Source organism: Nonomuraea sp. NPDC003201, from assembly GCF_053590415.1.
Map to the genome: position 1 here is coordinate 1 of NZ_JBSFTC010000270.1, position 15,285 is coordinate 15,285.

A 15,285-nucleotide genomic window follows, 5' to 3' on the forward strand; every position below is an offset into this window, starting at 1 on the left:
GCCTGCCGCAGCCACGCCAGGGCGCTGGCCGCCCGCGAGGCGGGCCGGTTCAAGGAGGAGATCGTCCCGATCGGCGAGCGCCGCGACGACCAGCGGCCCCGGCCGCTGCGGGCGGCGTCGCTGGCCCGGTTGCCCGCGGCCTTCGTGGCGGACGGTACAGTGACGGCCGGTAATTCCTCCCCGGTCAGCGACGGCGCCGCGGCCGTGGCCATCGTGCCCGAGCGGCTGCGCGCGGGCCTGCCGGGGATGCGGCTGGTGGCCGGGTCTGTCGTCGGGTGCGATCCCGAGCTGCCCGGGTGGGGTCCGGTGCCGGCGGTGCGGCGGGTGCTGGCGCGTGCGGGGGTGGAGTTGGAACAGGTCGCGGCGGTGGAGATCGTGGAGGCGTTCGCGGCGCAGGTGCTGGCCGTCACCGACGCGCTCGGGATCGACGCCCTGGACGACGATCGGGTGTGCGCCGACGGCGGTGCGCTGGCCCTGGGGCATCCCTGGGGCGCCACCGGCGCAGTCGTGGTGACCCGGCTGTTCGGGCGCCTCGTGCGCGGGGGAGCCCCGCCGGGGACGCTGGGCCTGGCGACGGCCGCGGTGGGCGGCGGGCTCGGCGTGGCCGCCCTGTTCGAGGTGGTCGGCACCGGCCGGGACGGAGCGCGGGCGTGATCGAGTTCGCCGACGTGCGCGTACGCCTCGGCGCCCGCGATGTCCTCAACGGCGTCACCGCGGCCCTGCCCGAGCGGCGGATCGGCGTGGTCGGCGCCAACGGCTCGGGCAAGAGCACCTTCGCCCGCCTGATCAACGGCCTGGCCCTGCCCACCTCGGGCAGCGTCACCGTGCTCGGCCTCGACACCCGCCGCCACGCCGCCAAGATCAGGCGGGGCGTCGGGTTCCTGTTCACCGACCCGGACGCGCAGATCGTGATGCCCACCGTGGCCGAGGACGTGGCCTTCTCCCTGCGCCGCAAGGGCCTGGCGCGCGAGGAGGTCGAGCGGCGCGTGCACGACGTGCTCAGCCGGTACGGCCTGGCCGGGCACGCCGACCACCCCGCCCACCACCTGTCGGGAGGCCAGAAGCAGCTGCTCGCCCTGTGCTCGGTCATGGTGCTCGAACCGGACATCCTCGTCATGGACGAGCCGACCACACTGCTGGACCTGCGCCACTCCCGCCAGGTCGCCGATCTGCTGCGCGAGCTGCCGCAACAGGTGCTGGTGGTCAGCCACGACCTGCCGCTGCTGGCCGACTTCGACCGCGTCCTGGTGCTCGACCAGGGCCGCGTCGTCGCCGACGGCACCCCCGACGAGGCCATCACCCACTACCGGAAGATCATGTCGTGAACGGCCTCACCGGCGCCTACGTCCCCGGTTCCTCGCCGCTGCACCGGCTCCCGGCCGGCGCCAAGCTGGCGGGGCTGGCGCTGGCGTGCACGGGGCTGGTGCTGCTGAGCTCGCCGCTCGCGCTGGCCGGTGCGGCGGTCGTGGCGGCCGGTCTGTACGCGCTGTCCGGGGTCGGCGTGGCGGCGGCGTGGGCCCAGGTCAGGCCGGTGCGGTGGTTCGCGGTGGGGCTGTTCGGGATGCAGTGGGTGCTCGTGGACCTGCCGGGGGCGGTGTCCACGACGCTGCGCGTGGTCCTCGCGGTCGCGCTGGCCGGGCTGGTCACGCTCACCACCCGCACCTCGGCCATGATGTCGGCGCTGGAGCGTTGCCTGTCACCGGCCAGGTTCGTGGGGCTGGACCCGTTCCGGCTGTCGTTGCTGCTGTCGCTGACGGTACGCAGCGTGCCCGTCGTGGCCGCGCTGGCCACCCGCGTCCGGGAGGCCCAGCGGGCCAGGGGTGTCGAACGCAGCTTCCGGGCCTTCGCCGTGCCGCTGGTGGTCGGCTCCCTCCGGCACGCCGACGCGCTCGGCGAGGCCCTGAGCGCCCGCGGCCTGGACGACTGAGCGCGGGCTTACCCCAGGTTTGACTTATATAAGCCCATCCTGAACAATCAGGTCGTGCACGCATTCGACGTCCTCGGCGATCCGGTCCGGCGGCGGATCCTGGAGCTGCTCGCCGCCGGTGAGCAGAGCTCGGGAGAGCTCACCGGCGTCATCCAGCGCGAGTTCGGCATCTCCCAACCGGCCGTCTCCCAGCACCTGCGGGTGCTGCGCGACAACGGCTTCGCCAGCGTACGAGCCCAGGGCACCCGGCGGCTCTACGCCGTCGAGCCGGGGCCGCTGCAGGAGGTCGATCTCTGGCTGGAGCGATTTCGGGGCTTCTGGACCCAACGACTGGACGCGCTGGCGACGGAGCTGGCCCGCGGCAAGCGCGAGCGCCGCATGAACGAAAAGGACACCTGATGGATATCGTGGACGAGCTGCTCAAGGCGCAGCGCGAGGTGAAGGACGGCGACGTCAAGAGCGTGGTGCTGCGACGGCACTACGACGCCGAGGTCGAGGACGTCTGGGACGCCTGCACCGACGCCGAGCGCCTGTCCCGCTGGTTCCTGCCGGTGAGCGGGGACCTCCGGGTCGGGGGGACGTACCAGCTCCAGGGCAACGCGGGCGGGGAGATCCTGCGCTGCGAGCCGCCCAGCCTGCTGAAGGTCAGCTGGCTGTTCGGCGAGAACCCCGGCTTCTCCGAGGTCGAGGTGCACCTGTCCGCCCAGGACGGCGGCACCCTGTTCGAGCTGCGCCACAGCGCCGAGGTGCCGCCGGAGTTCTGGGGGCGGTTCGGGCCGGGCGCGACCGGCGTGGGCTGGGACCTGGCGCTGCTGGGCCTGGCCCTGCACCTGTCGACCGGTGGCGACACAGGGGTCGACGCGGCCACCTTCCACGAGACCAGTGAGGGGCGGCGCTACATCACCGAGAGCAGCCGGGCCTGGGGCGAGGCCCACCTGGCCGCGGGCGGCGAGCCCGACGAGGTCGCCGCCGCCGTCGCCGCCACCACCGCTTTCTACGCCCCCGAACCGGAGCGTTGATACGCGGCGGATACACGGCTGAGCACGCGCGGATACCCGGCCAATACAGATCGGCCGGGAGAGGGCTCCAAAGTGGCCACGGCGTCGCGAAGGGCGGCGTGAGTCACCGGGAAGGAGTCCCCGATGCGTGTGCTGATGTGTGGCCTGCTCGGTCTGGCGGTGCTGACCGGCTGCGGGGGAGACCCGGCCCCCGCGGCCGACGGCGGTGGCGGTGCCACGATGGACAAGGCCCGCGAGCGCGAGACCGTCATCGCCACCTGCATGAAGCAGAAGGGTTTCACCTACACCCCCTCGGTCAGCCCGCCCAGGAAGTCAGAGGCGAACCCCGCTGACTACGCGGCGATGAAGGCCGAGCGCGGCAAGAACGGCTTCGGCGTCTTCTCCGCCGTCGTCTATCCGAAGCCGCCGGAGACACAGGCCCCGGACCCCAACCAGGCGACGATCGACGGCCTCTCCGGCGCCAGGCGGGACGCCTACCTCAAGACCCTGAACGAGTGCCGGGTCACCGCCCTCCGGCAGGTGAACGGCCTCAAAGCCACCTCGGTCGCCGACTACCAGGACCAGATGGCCACGGAGATCGAGAACATCGACAAGACTCTCGACGGCGACCCCAAGCTGCTGGAGCTCGCCGCGCCGTTTGCCGAGTGCCTGAAGTCCAAGGGCGAGCGGGTGACCTCCGAGAAGCCGGTCGCGCTGAGCGGCCGCGGCGTGGTGCTCTGGAGCGAGCAGGCCGACCGGCTCGGCAAGGCGGGCACCGTCACGGCGGAGGCCGCCAGGCCGTACCTCGCCAGGGAGATCAAGTCGGCGCTGGTCGACCTGGAATGCGGCAAGGACTTCTACGCCGCCTTCATCCCCCTGCAGAAGCGGCTCACCAACGAGGCCAGGGTGAAGTACGGGTTCCAAGAGCGGTGATGCGCACCCCTCGCGGAAAGCTGCTGCTCGTGCTGGCCGTGGTCCTGGCGGTCGCGGGGACCGGCTGGGGAGTGGCCGCCCTGCTGCGCTCCCCGGCCGACGAGGCGGCGGCGCGCAAGCCGCCCAGACCGTCGCTGGTCACCGTCGCGGTCGAGCGGCGCAAGCTGGTCGCCACCGTCGTCGTCAGCGGCACGCTGGAGTACGGCTCGCCTTATCCGGTGTCGCTGGCCGGAGTGGTGGGCGGCGGCGAAACCATCCAGCGCGCGACCCGCGCTCCCCGGCGGGGCACCCTGGCGGAGGGCGCGGTGATGATGGAGGTGAACGGGCGCCCCGTGTTCGTCTTCTCCGGCACGGTGCCGATGCACCGCAGCATCGTCTCCGGCGCCAAGGGGGCCGATGTCGAGCAGTTGCAGAAGGCGCTGCGCAGGCTCGGTCACCGCGCGCCCGCGACCGGCGTGTTCGACCGGGCGACCGTCGCCGCGATGTCGCGCTTCTACGCCAAGAAGGGCTATGAGGCGCAGCAGCCCACCCTGGAGCTCCGGCAGAAGCGCGACGACCTGCGCCGGGCCGTACGGACCGCCCAGGAAGTGCTCGCGACCGAGCGCATGGCCCTTGACCAGGGCAAGGACGTGCTCCCGCTGAAACTCAAGCTCGCCGGTGCCCGGCAGGATCTCAAGGAGGCCGAACAGGCGCTCGGGAACGCGCGGGCGCAGGACCGTACCACCGAGGACGAGGCCAAGCTCGAGGCCGCCGAGAGCGCCGTACGGGCGGCCGAGGAGAAGCTGCTGGCGGCCCAGCAGGAGCTCGCCCAGGCCACCGCGACGCCCACCGCCGCGCCCAGCCTCGGGCCCAGCCCCACGATGAGTGCCACGGCCGGGCCGCCCGCCGACACCCGCCTGCTCGAGCTCCGGGTCGCCAACGCCCGAGCGGATCTGGCCGCCGCCAGGTCGGCGCTGGAGCGCGTACTGAAGGAGGCCGGGATCACGCGGGCCGCGCGGCTGACCGAGCTGGGGAAGAACGTCCGGCTGGCGCGCGAGGCGGTCGCCACCGCCGAGCAGGCGCTCAGGCAGGCCAGGCAGCTCTCGCCCGTCAAGCTGAAGGTGGCCAACGCCCAGCGTGACCTGGCCGCGGCACGGGCGCTGCTGGCGGAGTTCTCCCGCACCTACGGCGTCACCGTACCGCCGGGAGAGGTCGTCTTCCTGCCCAGGCTGCCCGCCCGCCTGCACAAGCCGGCCGTCAAGGCGGGCGACCTGGTGGACAAGTCGGTCGCCACGGTGACCAGCGCCTCGTTCGTGGTCTCGGGCTCGGTGGACGTGGCCGAGGCCGAGCGGGTGAAATCCGGCCTGAACGCGAGCATCGAGACCGAGGCCGGCAGGACCGTCCCCGGCACGGTGACCTCCCTCGGCGGACGCGACGCGAAGGGCGCCGTGCCGGTGACGATCACCCCCACGTCGATGAAGGGCCTCAAGAAGCTCGCCGGCGCGCCCGTCACGGTTCGCGTGACCATCGGCGCCACCGACCGGGAGGTGCTCGTGGTCCCCGCCGCGGCGGTCGTCACCGCCGCGGACGGCCGGGCCCGGGTGCAGGTGGAGATCGCCCCCGACCGGACCAAGGAGGTCGAGGTACGCACCGGCCTGTCCGCCGACGGAGCCGTGGAGGTGACCGGCGGGCTCAAGCCGGGCGACCTGGTGGTGATCAACAGTGCCTGAGCCGGTCATCCTGCTCGACGGCCTGACCAAGGAGTTCCCCGCCGACCCTCCCGTCAGAGCGCTCTCCGCCGTCACCCTAAGAGTTGAAAAATCGGACTATGTCGCCATAGTTGGCCCCTCGGGGTCCGGGAAGTCCACGCTGCTCAACACGCTCGGCCTGCTCGACCGGCCGACCAGCGGCAGCTACCGGCTCGACGGCATCGAGACCACCACCCTGAAGGACGGCGTGCGGACCACCATCCGCGGCAGCCGGATCGGCTTCGTCTTCCAGTCCTTCCACCTGTTGCCGCACCGCAGCGTGCTGGAGAACGTCATGCTGGCCGAGGTCTACGGCGCGGCACCGCGCGCCGGGCGGCGGCAACGCGCGCTGCGGGCCCTGGAGCGGGTACGGCTGTCGCACCGGGTGGACTTCCTGCCCGGCAGGCTGTCCGGCGGTGAGCGGCAGCGCGCCGCCATCGCCCGCGCCCTCATGGGCGAACCGTCGCTGCTGCTGTGCGACGAGCCCACCGGCAACCTCGACAGCAGGAACACCGACGCCGTGCTCGACCTGTTCGACGAGCTGCGCGCCCAGGGGATGACCATCGTGGTCATCACTCACGAGACCGACGTGAGCGACCGGGCCGCGCGCCGGGTGCGCATCACCGACGGCGTCCTCACGGAGGAGTAGACGTGCACCCTCGCGACCTGCTGAACGAGGCCGTGGCGGGGCTGCTGGCCCGCCCGGTGCGCTCGGCGCTGACCACGCTGGGCACCGTGCTGGGCATCACCACGCTCGTGGTCACCCTGGGCGTCGCCGCGACGGCGGGCAACCAGATCGTCGGCCGCTTCGACGAGCTCACCGCCACCTCCGTCACGGTCGAGGTCCCGGAGAACCCGTTCCCGCTGGTCGACTGGGCCGACATCGGCCGGGTGACCCGGCTGCGCGGCGTGGTCTCCGCCGCCGCCCTCGCAGAGTCGAAGCAGAGCGCCAACCTCAGCGTCCGCTCCAACGACATCGTGGACCCCACCCGGATCACCGACCAGACCCTGACCGTGGTCTCCAGCAGCCCTGACCTGCCCGCCGCGGTCAAAGGCAGGATGATCGAGGGCCGCTACTTCGACGCCGGGCACATCGCCCGCGGGGACAAGGTCGTCGTGCTGGGCCGGCACGCGGCCGAGCTGCTGGGCATCACCCGGCTGACCCGGGCTCCGGCCGTCTTCATCGGCACGCAGGCGTACACCGTCATCGGCGTCCTCGGCGATCTGCGACGCGAGAAGAGCCTCGCGAGCGCGGTCATGTTGCCGCCGTCCGTCGGCAGGCGCTACGGCCTGAGCACCGTGACCCGGGTCCTGATCAACACCGGCCTCGGCGCCGCGGAACTGATCGCCAGGCAGGCCCCGGCCGCGCTCAGCCCCGGCAACGAGGCGCTTCTCCAGGTCGGCTCGCCGCCCAGCCCCACCAGGGCCCGCGATGCGGTGGAAGGCGACGTCGACGCCCTCTTCCTGATCCTCGGGCTGGTCTCCCTGGTGGTCGGCGCGGTCGGCATCGCGAACGTCACGCTGGTGACCGTGATGGAACGCGTCGCCGAGATCGGCCTGCGCCGCGCCCTCGGCGCCGCCCGCCGCCACATCGCCGCGCAGTTCCTGCTGGAGTCCACCCTCACCGGGCTGACCGGCGGAGTCATCGGCGCTTCCGGAGGGATCGTCGTGATCGTCGCGGTCTGCGCCGTCAAGCAGTGGACGCCGGTCATGGACGTACGGCTGGCCCTCATGGCGCCTGCCGCCGGTGCCGTCGTCGGGCTGCTCGCGGGCCTCTACCCGGCCCTGCGCGCCGCTCGCATGGAACCGGTCAACGCACTTCGCTAGATATGGTGCCCTTTCATGACATCCCTGCTGCTCGTCGAAGATGACGCGGTGATCCGTGAGTCCCTCGGCCTGGCCCTGGAACGCTACGGCTACCGGATGACCACCGTCGCCGACGGGCTGAGCGGCCTGGAGGCGGCCCGGGCGGGCGGCCACGACCTCCTGCTGCTGGATGTGATGCTGCCCGGCCTGGACGGCATCGGCCTGTGCCGCAGGGTCAGGGAGTCCAGCCAGGTGCCGATCCTGATGATGTCGGCGCGCGGCGACTCGCTGGACGTGGTGTCGGGCCTGGAGGCCGGTGCCGACGACTATGTGGTCAAACCGGTCGACATCCCGGTGCTGGTGGCCCGGATCAGGTCGCTGCTGCGCCGTACCGCTGCTCCTGCCCCTTCGTCGGGCGTGCTGACGTTCGGGGAGCTGACGGTGGACCCGGCCGCGCTGGAGGTACGGCTCGGCGGGCGGCTGGTCGAGCTGGCGCCGACCGAGCTGCGCCTGCTGCTGGAGTTCGCCGCCAATCCGGGGATCGTGCTGGAGCGCGCCACGCTGCTGCGTAACGTGTGGGACTACGGCTGGGACGGCGACAGCCGCGTGGTCGACCTCTGCGTGCAGCGGCTGCGCAGGAAGATCGGCACGGACCGGATCGAGACGGTGCGCGGGTTCGGCTACAAGCTGCGCAGGTCGTGATGCTGGGCTCGCTGCGCTGGAAGCTGGCGGCACTGATCACGCTGGCCTGCTGCGCGATCGTGACCGTGGTCGGGATCCTGGTCCACCGCACGACGCTCGAGCGCACGATGCGGCTGGGTGAGGAGCGGGCGCTGGTGTCGGCCGCGGAGGTCGCCGACAAGCACCGCAGGGACGCTCCTCCCGAGGAGGGACTGGTCCCGTACACCGAGTCGATCATGAGTGTGGACGAGCTGCCCCCGCCCCTGCGCGCGCGGCTGGCCGTCGAGTCGCCCGCCACCTGGTACGACGACCTGCGGGCCGAAGAGCGGTGGATGTGGGCGGCGCGGCCGGTGGGCGACGGGCTCGTGGCCGCCCCGAAGATCGACATGACCTCGGACATGCGCGGGCTGGGTGCCCTCGACCGCGCCATGGTCCGGGCCGCGCTGACCGCGCTCGCCGTGGTGCTGCCGGTCTCGATGGGCATTGCCGAGCTGGCCAACCGGCGCCTGCGCCGGGTCGCCGCCACCGCCCGCAGGATCGCGGACGGCGACCTGGACGCCCGTGTCGCCCCGGACCGCCGCGGCCTCTCCCGGTGGGGCGGGCGCGACGAGATCGCCGGCATCTCCGCCGCCGTCGACTCCATGGCGGCGAGCCTGCAGCACCGGCTGCTGGCCGAGCAGCGCTTCACCGCCGATGTCGCCCACGACCTGCGAACCCCGCTGATGGGGCTGGTCGCCGCGGTCGAGCTGCTGGAGGAGAGCGAGGCCACCGATCTGGTACGCGACCGGGTCCGGGTGCTGCGCTCGCTGGTGGAGGACCTGCTGGAGGTCTCCAGGCTGGACACGGGCGCCGAGGTCGCCGAGCGCGTACGGGTGCCGCTGGCCGAGGTGGCCGAGGAGTCCGCGGCCCGGGTGGGGGTCGAGACCCGCGTGACGGCCTCGGGGAACCCGGTGGCCGAGACCGACCCGCGCCGCCTGGACCGCATCCTCGCCAACCTCGTCCTCAACGCCCAGCGCCACGGTGCGCCCCCGGTGGAGATCACGGTCCGGGACCACGTGATCGAGGTCCGGGACCGGGGGCCGGGCTTCCCTCCTGAGCTCCTCGCCGACGGCCCGAGCCGCTTCCGCACGGGCGCCGCCGAACGCGGCCGTGGCCACGGGCTCGGGCTGACGATCGCGCTGGGCCAGGCCCAGGTCATCGGCGCCGACCTGACCCTGGCCAACGCCCCCGACGGCGGCGCCGTCGCCACCCTCCGCCTCCCACGGGGCTTGCGCTCGGCAGATCATCCCAGTGCACATTTACCGTGACTTCGAGGAGCGGGCCCCGGCTCGGGGTTGGTCATCTCAGGGAGGCCCACCGAACCGAGCAGCGAGTTGCGGCGCACCCGCTGGGCCACGGCTGGCTCGTCGGGCTTGCGCTCTACGAGGTGGCATCCAAGCGTGGCTCAGCCGGTGATCCAGTCCATGTGTTCGATCCAGTGGTCGAGCAGCGCCCGATCCCCCTGCAATTCCAGCGTGGGAGCCGCATCCAGCGGGCGACGCCTGCTGATCACGAGCAGGAGCTCGGCGGCTGGGCCGCGTACCACGACGTCTGCCTCGGTGTGCGTACGCTCCAGCACGACCATGTCCGGTTCCCGGCGTGCCACCCACTCCCCAGGCGCGTCGGTTGCGTGGAAATGCAGAGTCTGACCGCCTCCGCGCATCGCATCGGCGAAGCCCGCCCTGTTCTCCCAATAGCCACGGGACGCCATCGTGTCCAGCCAGTCCTCGATGGCCGCAACGGCAAGCTCCGGCGCCAACTCGTACGGCATGCCGAGCGCCGCAGCCGCGTCCGCGCGATGCACGCAAGCCTCGCCGAACAGCCGACGTGACCAGAACGGCACGCCTGCGGCGCCGCCCGACGGATCCCACACCGGCGTGTCATCGGCGGCCGATGCGAACGCCTGGCTCGCCTCGGCCGCGCCGTCGTTCAGCCAGGCGCGCCACTGGCCCGAATCGGTCGGACCCGGAACGTAGCCGGCGAACGCCCTGCTCGGCTCGGTCATCTGCTCACCCACGAGCATGGCCACCATACGCTGTGTCCCGCCGACATGGTCGACAAGATCGGCCAGCGTCCACTTCGGACAGGTCGGCACCGGGGCCGCCGCATCCCTGCCGTGCACCCAATCGGCAAACGTGCTCGTCTGCTCGACAACGGCCTTCACATACGCGGATGTGTCCATCGCTGCACCTCCAAGTGCTTTGTGATCTTCCCGAAGCTCGGCCGCCAGCCGGTGTCGATGATCAGGGGCGATACACCGCACTGATTGTGTCTTGCGGAAACGCGCCTGACCAGGTCAGTAACCGGACATTCTCCGGGCTTTAGCGGCAATCAAGGCAGCAGCGGTGCGCCGCATCACCGGCGACGCTCTGGTGCTCGTGCCGACGGCTGTCCGGCCCTGAGCGCCGAGCACCATCAGGCGGCGGTTGCCACCAGGCGGTAGCCGAGGTCGAGGGTGCCTGCACCGAGAAGAGCCCGGTGGCGTTCGTGCCAGCGCCCGGTCGCGAGGTCGGCGGCGAGGCGCCGCATCGCATCCTCGACCCGCTCCTGGTCGAGGGTCGCCAGCGCGGAGACGGCGGCGCGGACCTGCGGGTCGAGATAGCAGTGCGGGCGTCGCCAGTACGCGCCCAGGAACCCGTCGGTGCAGTCGGCCGGCACCGGGACCGGGACGACGGTCACCGGCGTGCCGTCACGCCCGAGGTGGGCCTCGACGACCTCGAGGGCGGCAAGCCGGGCGTCGGCTTCGGCGATCTCCGGGAGGTACTCCGCGACCAGCCAGAATCGTGCCGTGACGGCCGGGTCCCAGGTGAGGACGACCTGCCGGGCGGACACCCGGCGCAGCTCGGCGAGGCCCGCGGCCGCGTCGGTCCAGTGGTGGACGGTAAGGATCGCCATCGCGGCGTCGAACGACCGGTCGGGGAAGGGCAGGGACTCGGCATAGCCCTGGACGACCGTCGCGGAGCCAGGGGGACGCTGCTCGATCATCACCGTGGACGGCTCCACGGCGGTGACCTGCCGGCCGCGCGGCTCGTAGGAGCCGGTCCCGGCGCCCACGTTGATCACCGTCCGGGCGGGCCCCAGGGCCTGGTCGATCAGGCCGGCGATCCGGGGGTCGGGGCGGCGGTGGTGGGAGTAGCCGAGCCCGATCGACTCGTACGGATTGCCGGTCACAGGTGCTTCCCGAGGTCGGCTACGTCCAGCAGGGGCAGGCCCCAGCGCAGGGCGGCGATCTCCAGGTCGGCGGCGTCGGCCATGGTGCCGTCGGGGTTCATGACCTCGCAGCACACCCCGACGGGCGGCAGCCCGGCCGCCACGCACATGGCCACGGTCGCCTCGGTGTGTCCGGCGCGTTCGGCCAGCCCTCCAGGGCGGGCGGCCAGCGGGAAGACGTGTCCCGGCCGCAGGAAGTCGGCCGGCCTGGCGTCCGGATGGGCCAGGCGGCGCACGGTCGCGGCGCGTTCGACGGCCGACACCCCGGTGCCGGTCCCGGAGGTCAGGTCCACGGGGATGTGCGGGCGGGTGCCGTGCCGGTCGCCGGGGCCGGGGACGGGGCCGATCTCCAGCCGGTCAAGGACCTCGGGCGCGCAGGGCACGGTCGGATGGCCGCACACCTGGGTGAGCAGGAACGTGAACGCCTCCGGGCGCAGCCGGGCCCCCGCGAACACCACGTCGCCTTCGCCCTCCCGCTCGGGGTCCCAGATCACCACGGCTCCTCCGGCGGCGAGCTGCGTGAGCGCCTGCTGCACGCCGCGCGCGCCCGAGAGCCGTCCGGCCCAGGGAAGCGCCGCGACCACCTCGGTCACCGACTTCGCCAGGTCGGGCAGGCGGCGGCGGGCCAGGCGGACGACCAGGTCGGGCTCCAGGTTCACCCGATCGCCGACGGACAGCTCCGACAGCGTGGTGGCCTGCAGCGTCAGCGGGATCAGCGCCACCGAGAACCGGTCGCGGGCCACCTCGGCGACGGTCAGGCTGACGCCGTCGACCGCGATCTGCCCCTTCGCGACGACCAGCGAGAGGAAGCGCTCGGGCGGTTTGATCCACAAGCGCCGCGCGACCCCCTCGTCATCGATCCGCACGATCTTGCCCACGGCGTCCACGTTGCCCTGGACCAGGTGGCCAGCGAGCGGGTCGCCCAGCGTCAACGGGGTCTCCACGTTGACCCGCGTGCCCGGCCTGATCTGGTCGAGGGTCGATCTGCGCCGGGTCTCCGCCGACAGCCCGGCCTCCAGCGGCTGCGTCTCGTGCGCGGTCCGGAGGACGGTCAGGCCCACGCCGTTCAGGCAGATCGAACCTGGCGCGCCCGCGGCGGCCCCGGGAGCGCTGACCGCGATGCGCGCCTTGTCGACGGCCACCACCGTGCCGATTTCCTGGATATTTCCGGTGAACATGCGATACCACCTCTCGACAGCAGGAACCAGGGGCCGGACAGGCCCGAGAGGTGGCGGGGTGTCACCGCGTGGCCCGGAGTCGCACCGAGTCGTCCCGCCGGAACCGGCAGAACCGGCGGGCTGTCACCGCCGCACCTTGGAATCGCACCAATCAACCTTTTATCACCCGGCGGCCCGGGAGATCAAAGCCCCTGGGAGGCGGGGACGGTCTTCGCCTGATCCGTCCCCGCGAGGTAGGGTGAGTGAATACTCACCCACCGAGAGGGGCGACACTGATGAGACTCGCGATCTTCGGCGCGACCGGCGGCATCGGCCTGCAGCTCCTGCGTCAGGCCCTCGGTCTCGGCCACGAGGTCACCGCCGTCGTACGCGACGCGTCCCGGCTGCCCGCCGAACTGCGCGGGCGGCTGGACGTCGTCGAAGCCGACGTGATGAACCCCGACGCCATCGTCCCGGCGGTCAAGGGCTGCGGGGCCGTGCTGTCCGCGATGGGCACGCGCGATCGCGGCCCCACCACCGTCCACAGCGCCAGCACCACCTCGATCATCCAGGCCATGACCCAGGCGCAGGTCCGCCGCATGCTGCTGGTCAGCGCCAGCGGCCTGGTCGCCGACGCGGGCGACGGCGTTTTCACGCGGTACGTGCTCAAGCCGCTCATCGTGCAACGCCTGTTCCGCCACTCCTACGCCGACGTGGCCCAGGCCGAGGAGCTGCTGCGCGCCTCCGACCTGGACTGGACGATCGTGCGCCCCTCCCGCCTGCTCGACACCGAGCACCCCGGCCGCTACCGCACCGCCCGGGACCTCAACCTCAGGGGAGGGCTCAGCACCACCCGCGCCGACGTCGCCCACTGCATGCTCGACCTCATCGACGACGCGTCGTCCGTCCGCCATGTCGTCTCGGTCGCCTCTCAGGGGCCGGCGGTGTAGTTCCGCAGCTCCGGCCGTGCCCATGCGACCGCGGCCACGGTCACCGTGGTGAGCAGCCCGCCGACGCAGATCACGGTCCGGTGATCGAGGATCGAGGTGGCGGCCCCGTGCAGCAGGTTCGCGAGGTGCGGGCCGCCGAAGAGGACGACGGTGAGCGAGCCCTGGATCCGGCCGCGCATGGAGTCGTGGGTGTGCGCCTGTGTGATGGCGTTGCGGAAGGTGCTCAGCACGAAGTTGACCGCGCCGCCGAGGACGAGTGCCACCAGGGCGAGCCACAGCTGGGCGGCCAGCCCGAGGAGCACCACGGTGATGCCCCAGGCCGCGGCGGCCGCCGCCATGAGCGCGCCGTGGCGTCGGGCCCGGGTGAACGTGCCCGACAGCAGCCCGGCCGTGACCACCCCGGCCGGATAGGCGGCGTACAGCAACCCCAGTTCCAGGCCGCCTCCCGCGGGCCCGCCGTAGGTCTGCTGGGCGAGCTCAGGGAACAGCGCCGTCGGCATGCCGAAGACCATCGCCGCGAGGTCCACCAGGAGCACCGCCACCAGCAACCGGCTGGCCGCCAGATACCGGAACCCGGCCGCCGACCGGCGCTGCGCGGCCGGGTGAGGCCGGGGCGGCAGCGGCGGGAGCTTGACGACCGCCCACACGACGGCCAGCAGCGCGACGGCGTCGAAGAGATACAGCGCGCCGAGCCCGACCACCGGTATCAAGCCGCCGGCCAGCACCGGCCCGAGAATCGACCCGGCGTAGCGGGTCAGGGAGCCGAGGCTGTTGGCCGCCGGCAGGAGCTCGACCGGGACCAGGCGGGGCACCACGGCGCCCATCGTGGTCATGATCGCGGCGAAGGACAGGCCCTGGCAGGCGACCAGCACCATCAGCACGGGGACGAAACGCCCGCCCAGCACGGCCTGCCCCCAGAAGGCCACGTACGTGAGCGCCAGGCCGCAATGGGCCGCCAGCAGCACCTTTCGCCGGTCCATGACATCGGCGAGCGCGCCCACCCCTAACGCCGCCACCACCAGCGCGACGAACGACATCGCCCCCGCCACGCCCACGGCCGCTGAGGAGCCGGTCACCGTGAACAGCTGCGCCGGCACGGCGACCACGCTGAACGAGCCGCCAACCGCGCAAACCGCCGATGACACCCACAATCGCCGGTAGGCCGCGATGGCCAGCGGGCGGCGGTCGACGGTGTAGGCGCCGAGCGACCGGGCCGTTGACGTGATCACCGTCCGGCCCCATCGGCGTCCAGGCTCACCACGTCGGCCACGACGCAGGCGATGTTGTCGGGGGCGCCGGCGGCGTACGCCAGCGCCATCAACTCGTCGAGCACCTGCTGGGGGGGCGCCGGGCCCGGTCAGCGCCTCCCGCAGCGATCCGGCCGGGACCACGGTGGACAGCCCGTCGGAGCACAGCAGGTACCGGTCGCCGGCCGCGGCGGCGTGCAGCGACAGTTCCGGCCGGGCCCCGCCCGTACCGGTCAGCGCTCGCGCGAGCAGCGAGCGCTGCGGATGCGAGGCCGCCTCCTCCACGGTCAGCCGGCCCTCGTCGACCAGCCCCTGCACATAGGTGTGGTCATGGGTGATCTGGAACAGCTCGCCGTCCCGCACCAGGTACGCCCGGGTATCACCGATGTGCACCAGCGCCAGCCGCGACCCCGACCACAGCAGCGCGGTCAACGTGGTCACCGCCTCACCCGACGGCGTCGAGGCGGCGATCTCCCCGATGGCCCGGTCGGCTTCTCCGACCGCCTCGGCGAGCGCGCCGAGCAGGTCCTCGGCCGGTACGGCCGGCGTCTCCAGCGGTTTGAGCGCGTCGACGGCCGCCGCGCTCGCCAGGTCCCCGCCCGAGCCGCCG

The 15,285-nt window shown here is 72.6% G+C and carries 16 protein-coding genes; 12 read left to right on the plus strand and 4 right to left on the minus strand.

Features of this window, described 5'->3' with window-relative positions; genetic code table 11:
- The 11 genes from ACWDX9_RS48620 to ACWDX9_RS48670 form a co-directional block, all read left to right on the plus strand.
- Positions 1-654 (plus strand): thiolase family protein (locus ACWDX9_RS48620; protein ID WP_449967733.1); only part of this gene is annotated, 654 nt, incomplete at its 5' end.
- A complete protein-coding gene (locus ACWDX9_RS48625) occupies positions 651-1,325 on the plus strand; it encodes an energy-coupling factor ABC transporter ATP-binding protein (protein WP_355196445.1) in 675 nt (224 codons plus the stop codon). The genes ACWDX9_RS48620 and ACWDX9_RS48625, both read left to right, overlap by 4 nt.
- Positions 1,322-1,927: an energy-coupling factor transporter transmembrane component T family protein gene (locus tag ACWDX9_RS48630; protein WP_355196443.1), complete on the plus strand. Its 606-nt coding sequence runs from the start codon at positions 1,322-1,324 to the stop codon at positions 1,925-1,927. Before ACWDX9_RS48625 ends, ACWDX9_RS48630 begins: the two co-directional genes overlap by 4 nt.
- A gap of 54 nt (positions 1,928-1,981) precedes the next feature.
- Positions 1,982-2,326: an ArsR/SmtB family transcription factor gene (locus ACWDX9_RS48635; RefSeq protein ID WP_192784068.1), complete on the plus strand. Its 345-nt coding sequence runs from the start codon at positions 1,982-1,984 to the stop codon at positions 2,324-2,326.
- Positions 2,326-2,946 carry an SRPBCC family protein gene (locus ACWDX9_RS48640; protein WP_350730553.1) on the plus strand — a complete coding sequence of 207 codons (621 nt, stop codon included), beginning with the start codon at positions 2,326-2,328 and terminating at the stop codon, positions 2,944-2,946. The genes ACWDX9_RS48635 and ACWDX9_RS48640 overlap by 1 nt, the downstream gene beginning before the upstream one ends.
- Before the next feature lie 123 nt (positions 2,947-3,069).
- Positions 3,070-3,858 (plus strand): hypothetical protein, encoded by a 789-nt coding sequence (locus tag ACWDX9_RS48645; protein WP_449967738.1) that lies wholly within the window; start codon positions 3,070-3,072, stop codon positions 3,856-3,858.
- Entirely contained in the window at positions 3,858-5,567 is a 1,710-nt protein-coding gene (locus tag ACWDX9_RS48650) for a peptidoglycan-binding protein (RefSeq protein ID WP_449967740.1), read from the plus strand. The genes ACWDX9_RS48645 and ACWDX9_RS48650 overlap by 1 nt, the downstream gene beginning before the upstream one ends.
- Positions 5,560-6,234, plus strand: a complete 675-nt coding sequence (locus tag ACWDX9_RS48655; RefSeq protein ID WP_449967743.1) for an ABC transporter ATP-binding protein — start codon at positions 5,560-5,562, stop codon at positions 6,232-6,234. Before ACWDX9_RS48650 ends, ACWDX9_RS48655 begins: the two co-directional genes overlap by 8 nt.
- Positions 6,235-6,236: 2 nt before the next feature.
- A complete protein-coding gene (locus tag ACWDX9_RS48660) occupies positions 6,237-7,412 on the plus strand; it encodes an ABC transporter permease (protein WP_449967746.1) in 1,176 nt (391 codons plus the stop codon).
- Positions 7,413-7,427: 15 nt separating this feature from the next.
- Entirely contained in the window at positions 7,428-8,093 is a 666-nt protein-coding gene (gene cseB, locus ACWDX9_RS48665; protein WP_449967748.1) for a two-component system response regulator CseB, read from the plus strand.
- Entirely contained in the window at positions 8,093-9,379 is a 1,287-nt protein-coding gene (locus tag ACWDX9_RS48670) for a sensor histidine kinase (protein ID WP_449967766.1), read from the plus strand. The genes cseB and ACWDX9_RS48670 overlap by 1 nt, the downstream gene beginning before the upstream one ends.
- 137 nt (positions 9,380-9,516) lie before the next feature.
- On the opposite strand, the gene ACWDX9_RS48675 is transcribed toward ACWDX9_RS48670, so the two are convergent.
- From ACWDX9_RS48675 to ACWDX9_RS48685, 3 genes are all read right to left on the minus strand, one after another.
- Entirely contained in the window at positions 9,517-10,293 is a 777-nt protein-coding gene (locus tag ACWDX9_RS48675) for a maleylpyruvate isomerase family mycothiol-dependent enzyme (protein WP_449967752.1), read from the minus strand.
- Positions 10,294-10,526: 233 nt separating this feature from the next.
- Complete coding sequence (locus ACWDX9_RS48680; protein WP_449967754.1) at positions 10,527-11,282, minus strand: class I SAM-dependent methyltransferase; 756 nt, start codon at positions 11,280-11,282, stop codon at positions 10,527-10,529.
- On the minus strand, positions 11,279-12,499 hold the full coding sequence (locus ACWDX9_RS48685; protein WP_449967757.1) for a riboflavin synthase: 1,221 nt from the start codon (positions 12,497-12,499) through the stop codon (positions 11,279-11,281). Before ACWDX9_RS48685 ends, ACWDX9_RS48680 begins: the two co-directional genes overlap by 4 nt.
- 275 nt (positions 12,500-12,774) lie before the next feature.
- Here ACWDX9_RS48685 and ACWDX9_RS48690 point away from each other — a divergent pair, with 275 nt between their 5' ends.
- Positions 12,775-13,428: an NAD(P)-dependent oxidoreductase gene (locus tag ACWDX9_RS48690; RefSeq protein ID WP_449967760.1), complete on the plus strand. Its 654-nt coding sequence runs from the start codon at positions 12,775-12,777 to the stop codon at positions 13,426-13,428.
- Here ACWDX9_RS48690 and ACWDX9_RS48695 read toward each other — a convergent pair.
- Positions 13,410-15,285: MFS transporter (locus ACWDX9_RS48695; RefSeq protein WP_449967763.1), on the minus strand; the 1,876-nt coding region annotated here is incomplete at its 5' end. The two genes, ACWDX9_RS48690 and ACWDX9_RS48695, sit on opposite strands and share 19 nt — an antisense overlap.

Coding starts and splice junctions, on each gene's coding strand:
- ACWDX9_RS48670 (WP_449967766.1), top strand. CDS start 8,093: ATGCTGGGCTCGCTGCGCTGGAAGCTGGCGGCACTGATCACGCTGGCC.
- ACWDX9_RS48675 (WP_449967752.1), bottom strand. CDS start 10,293: ATGGACACATCCGCGTATGTGAAGGCCGTTGTCGAGCAGACGAGCACG.
- ACWDX9_RS48645 (WP_449967738.1), top strand. CDS start 3,070: ATGCGTGTGCTGATGTGTGGCCTGCTCGGTCTGGCGGTGCTGACCGGC.
- ACWDX9_RS48640 (WP_350730553.1), top strand. CDS start 2,326: ATGGATATCGTGGACGAGCTGCTCAAGGCGCAGCGCGAGGTGAAGGAC.
- ACWDX9_RS48685 (WP_449967757.1), bottom strand. CDS start 12,499: ATGTTCACCGGAAATATCCAGGAAATCGGCACGGTGGTGGCCGTCGAC.
- ACWDX9_RS48650 (WP_449967740.1), top strand. CDS start 3,858: ATGCGCACCCCTCGCGGAAAGCTGCTGCTCGTGCTGGCCGTGGTCCTG.
- ACWDX9_RS48690 (WP_449967760.1), top strand. CDS start 12,775: ATGAGACTCGCGATCTTCGGCGCGACCGGCGGCATCGGCCTGCAGCTC.
- cseB (WP_449967748.1), top strand. CDS start 7,428: ATGACATCCCTGCTGCTCGTCGAAGATGACGCGGTGATCCGTGAGTCC.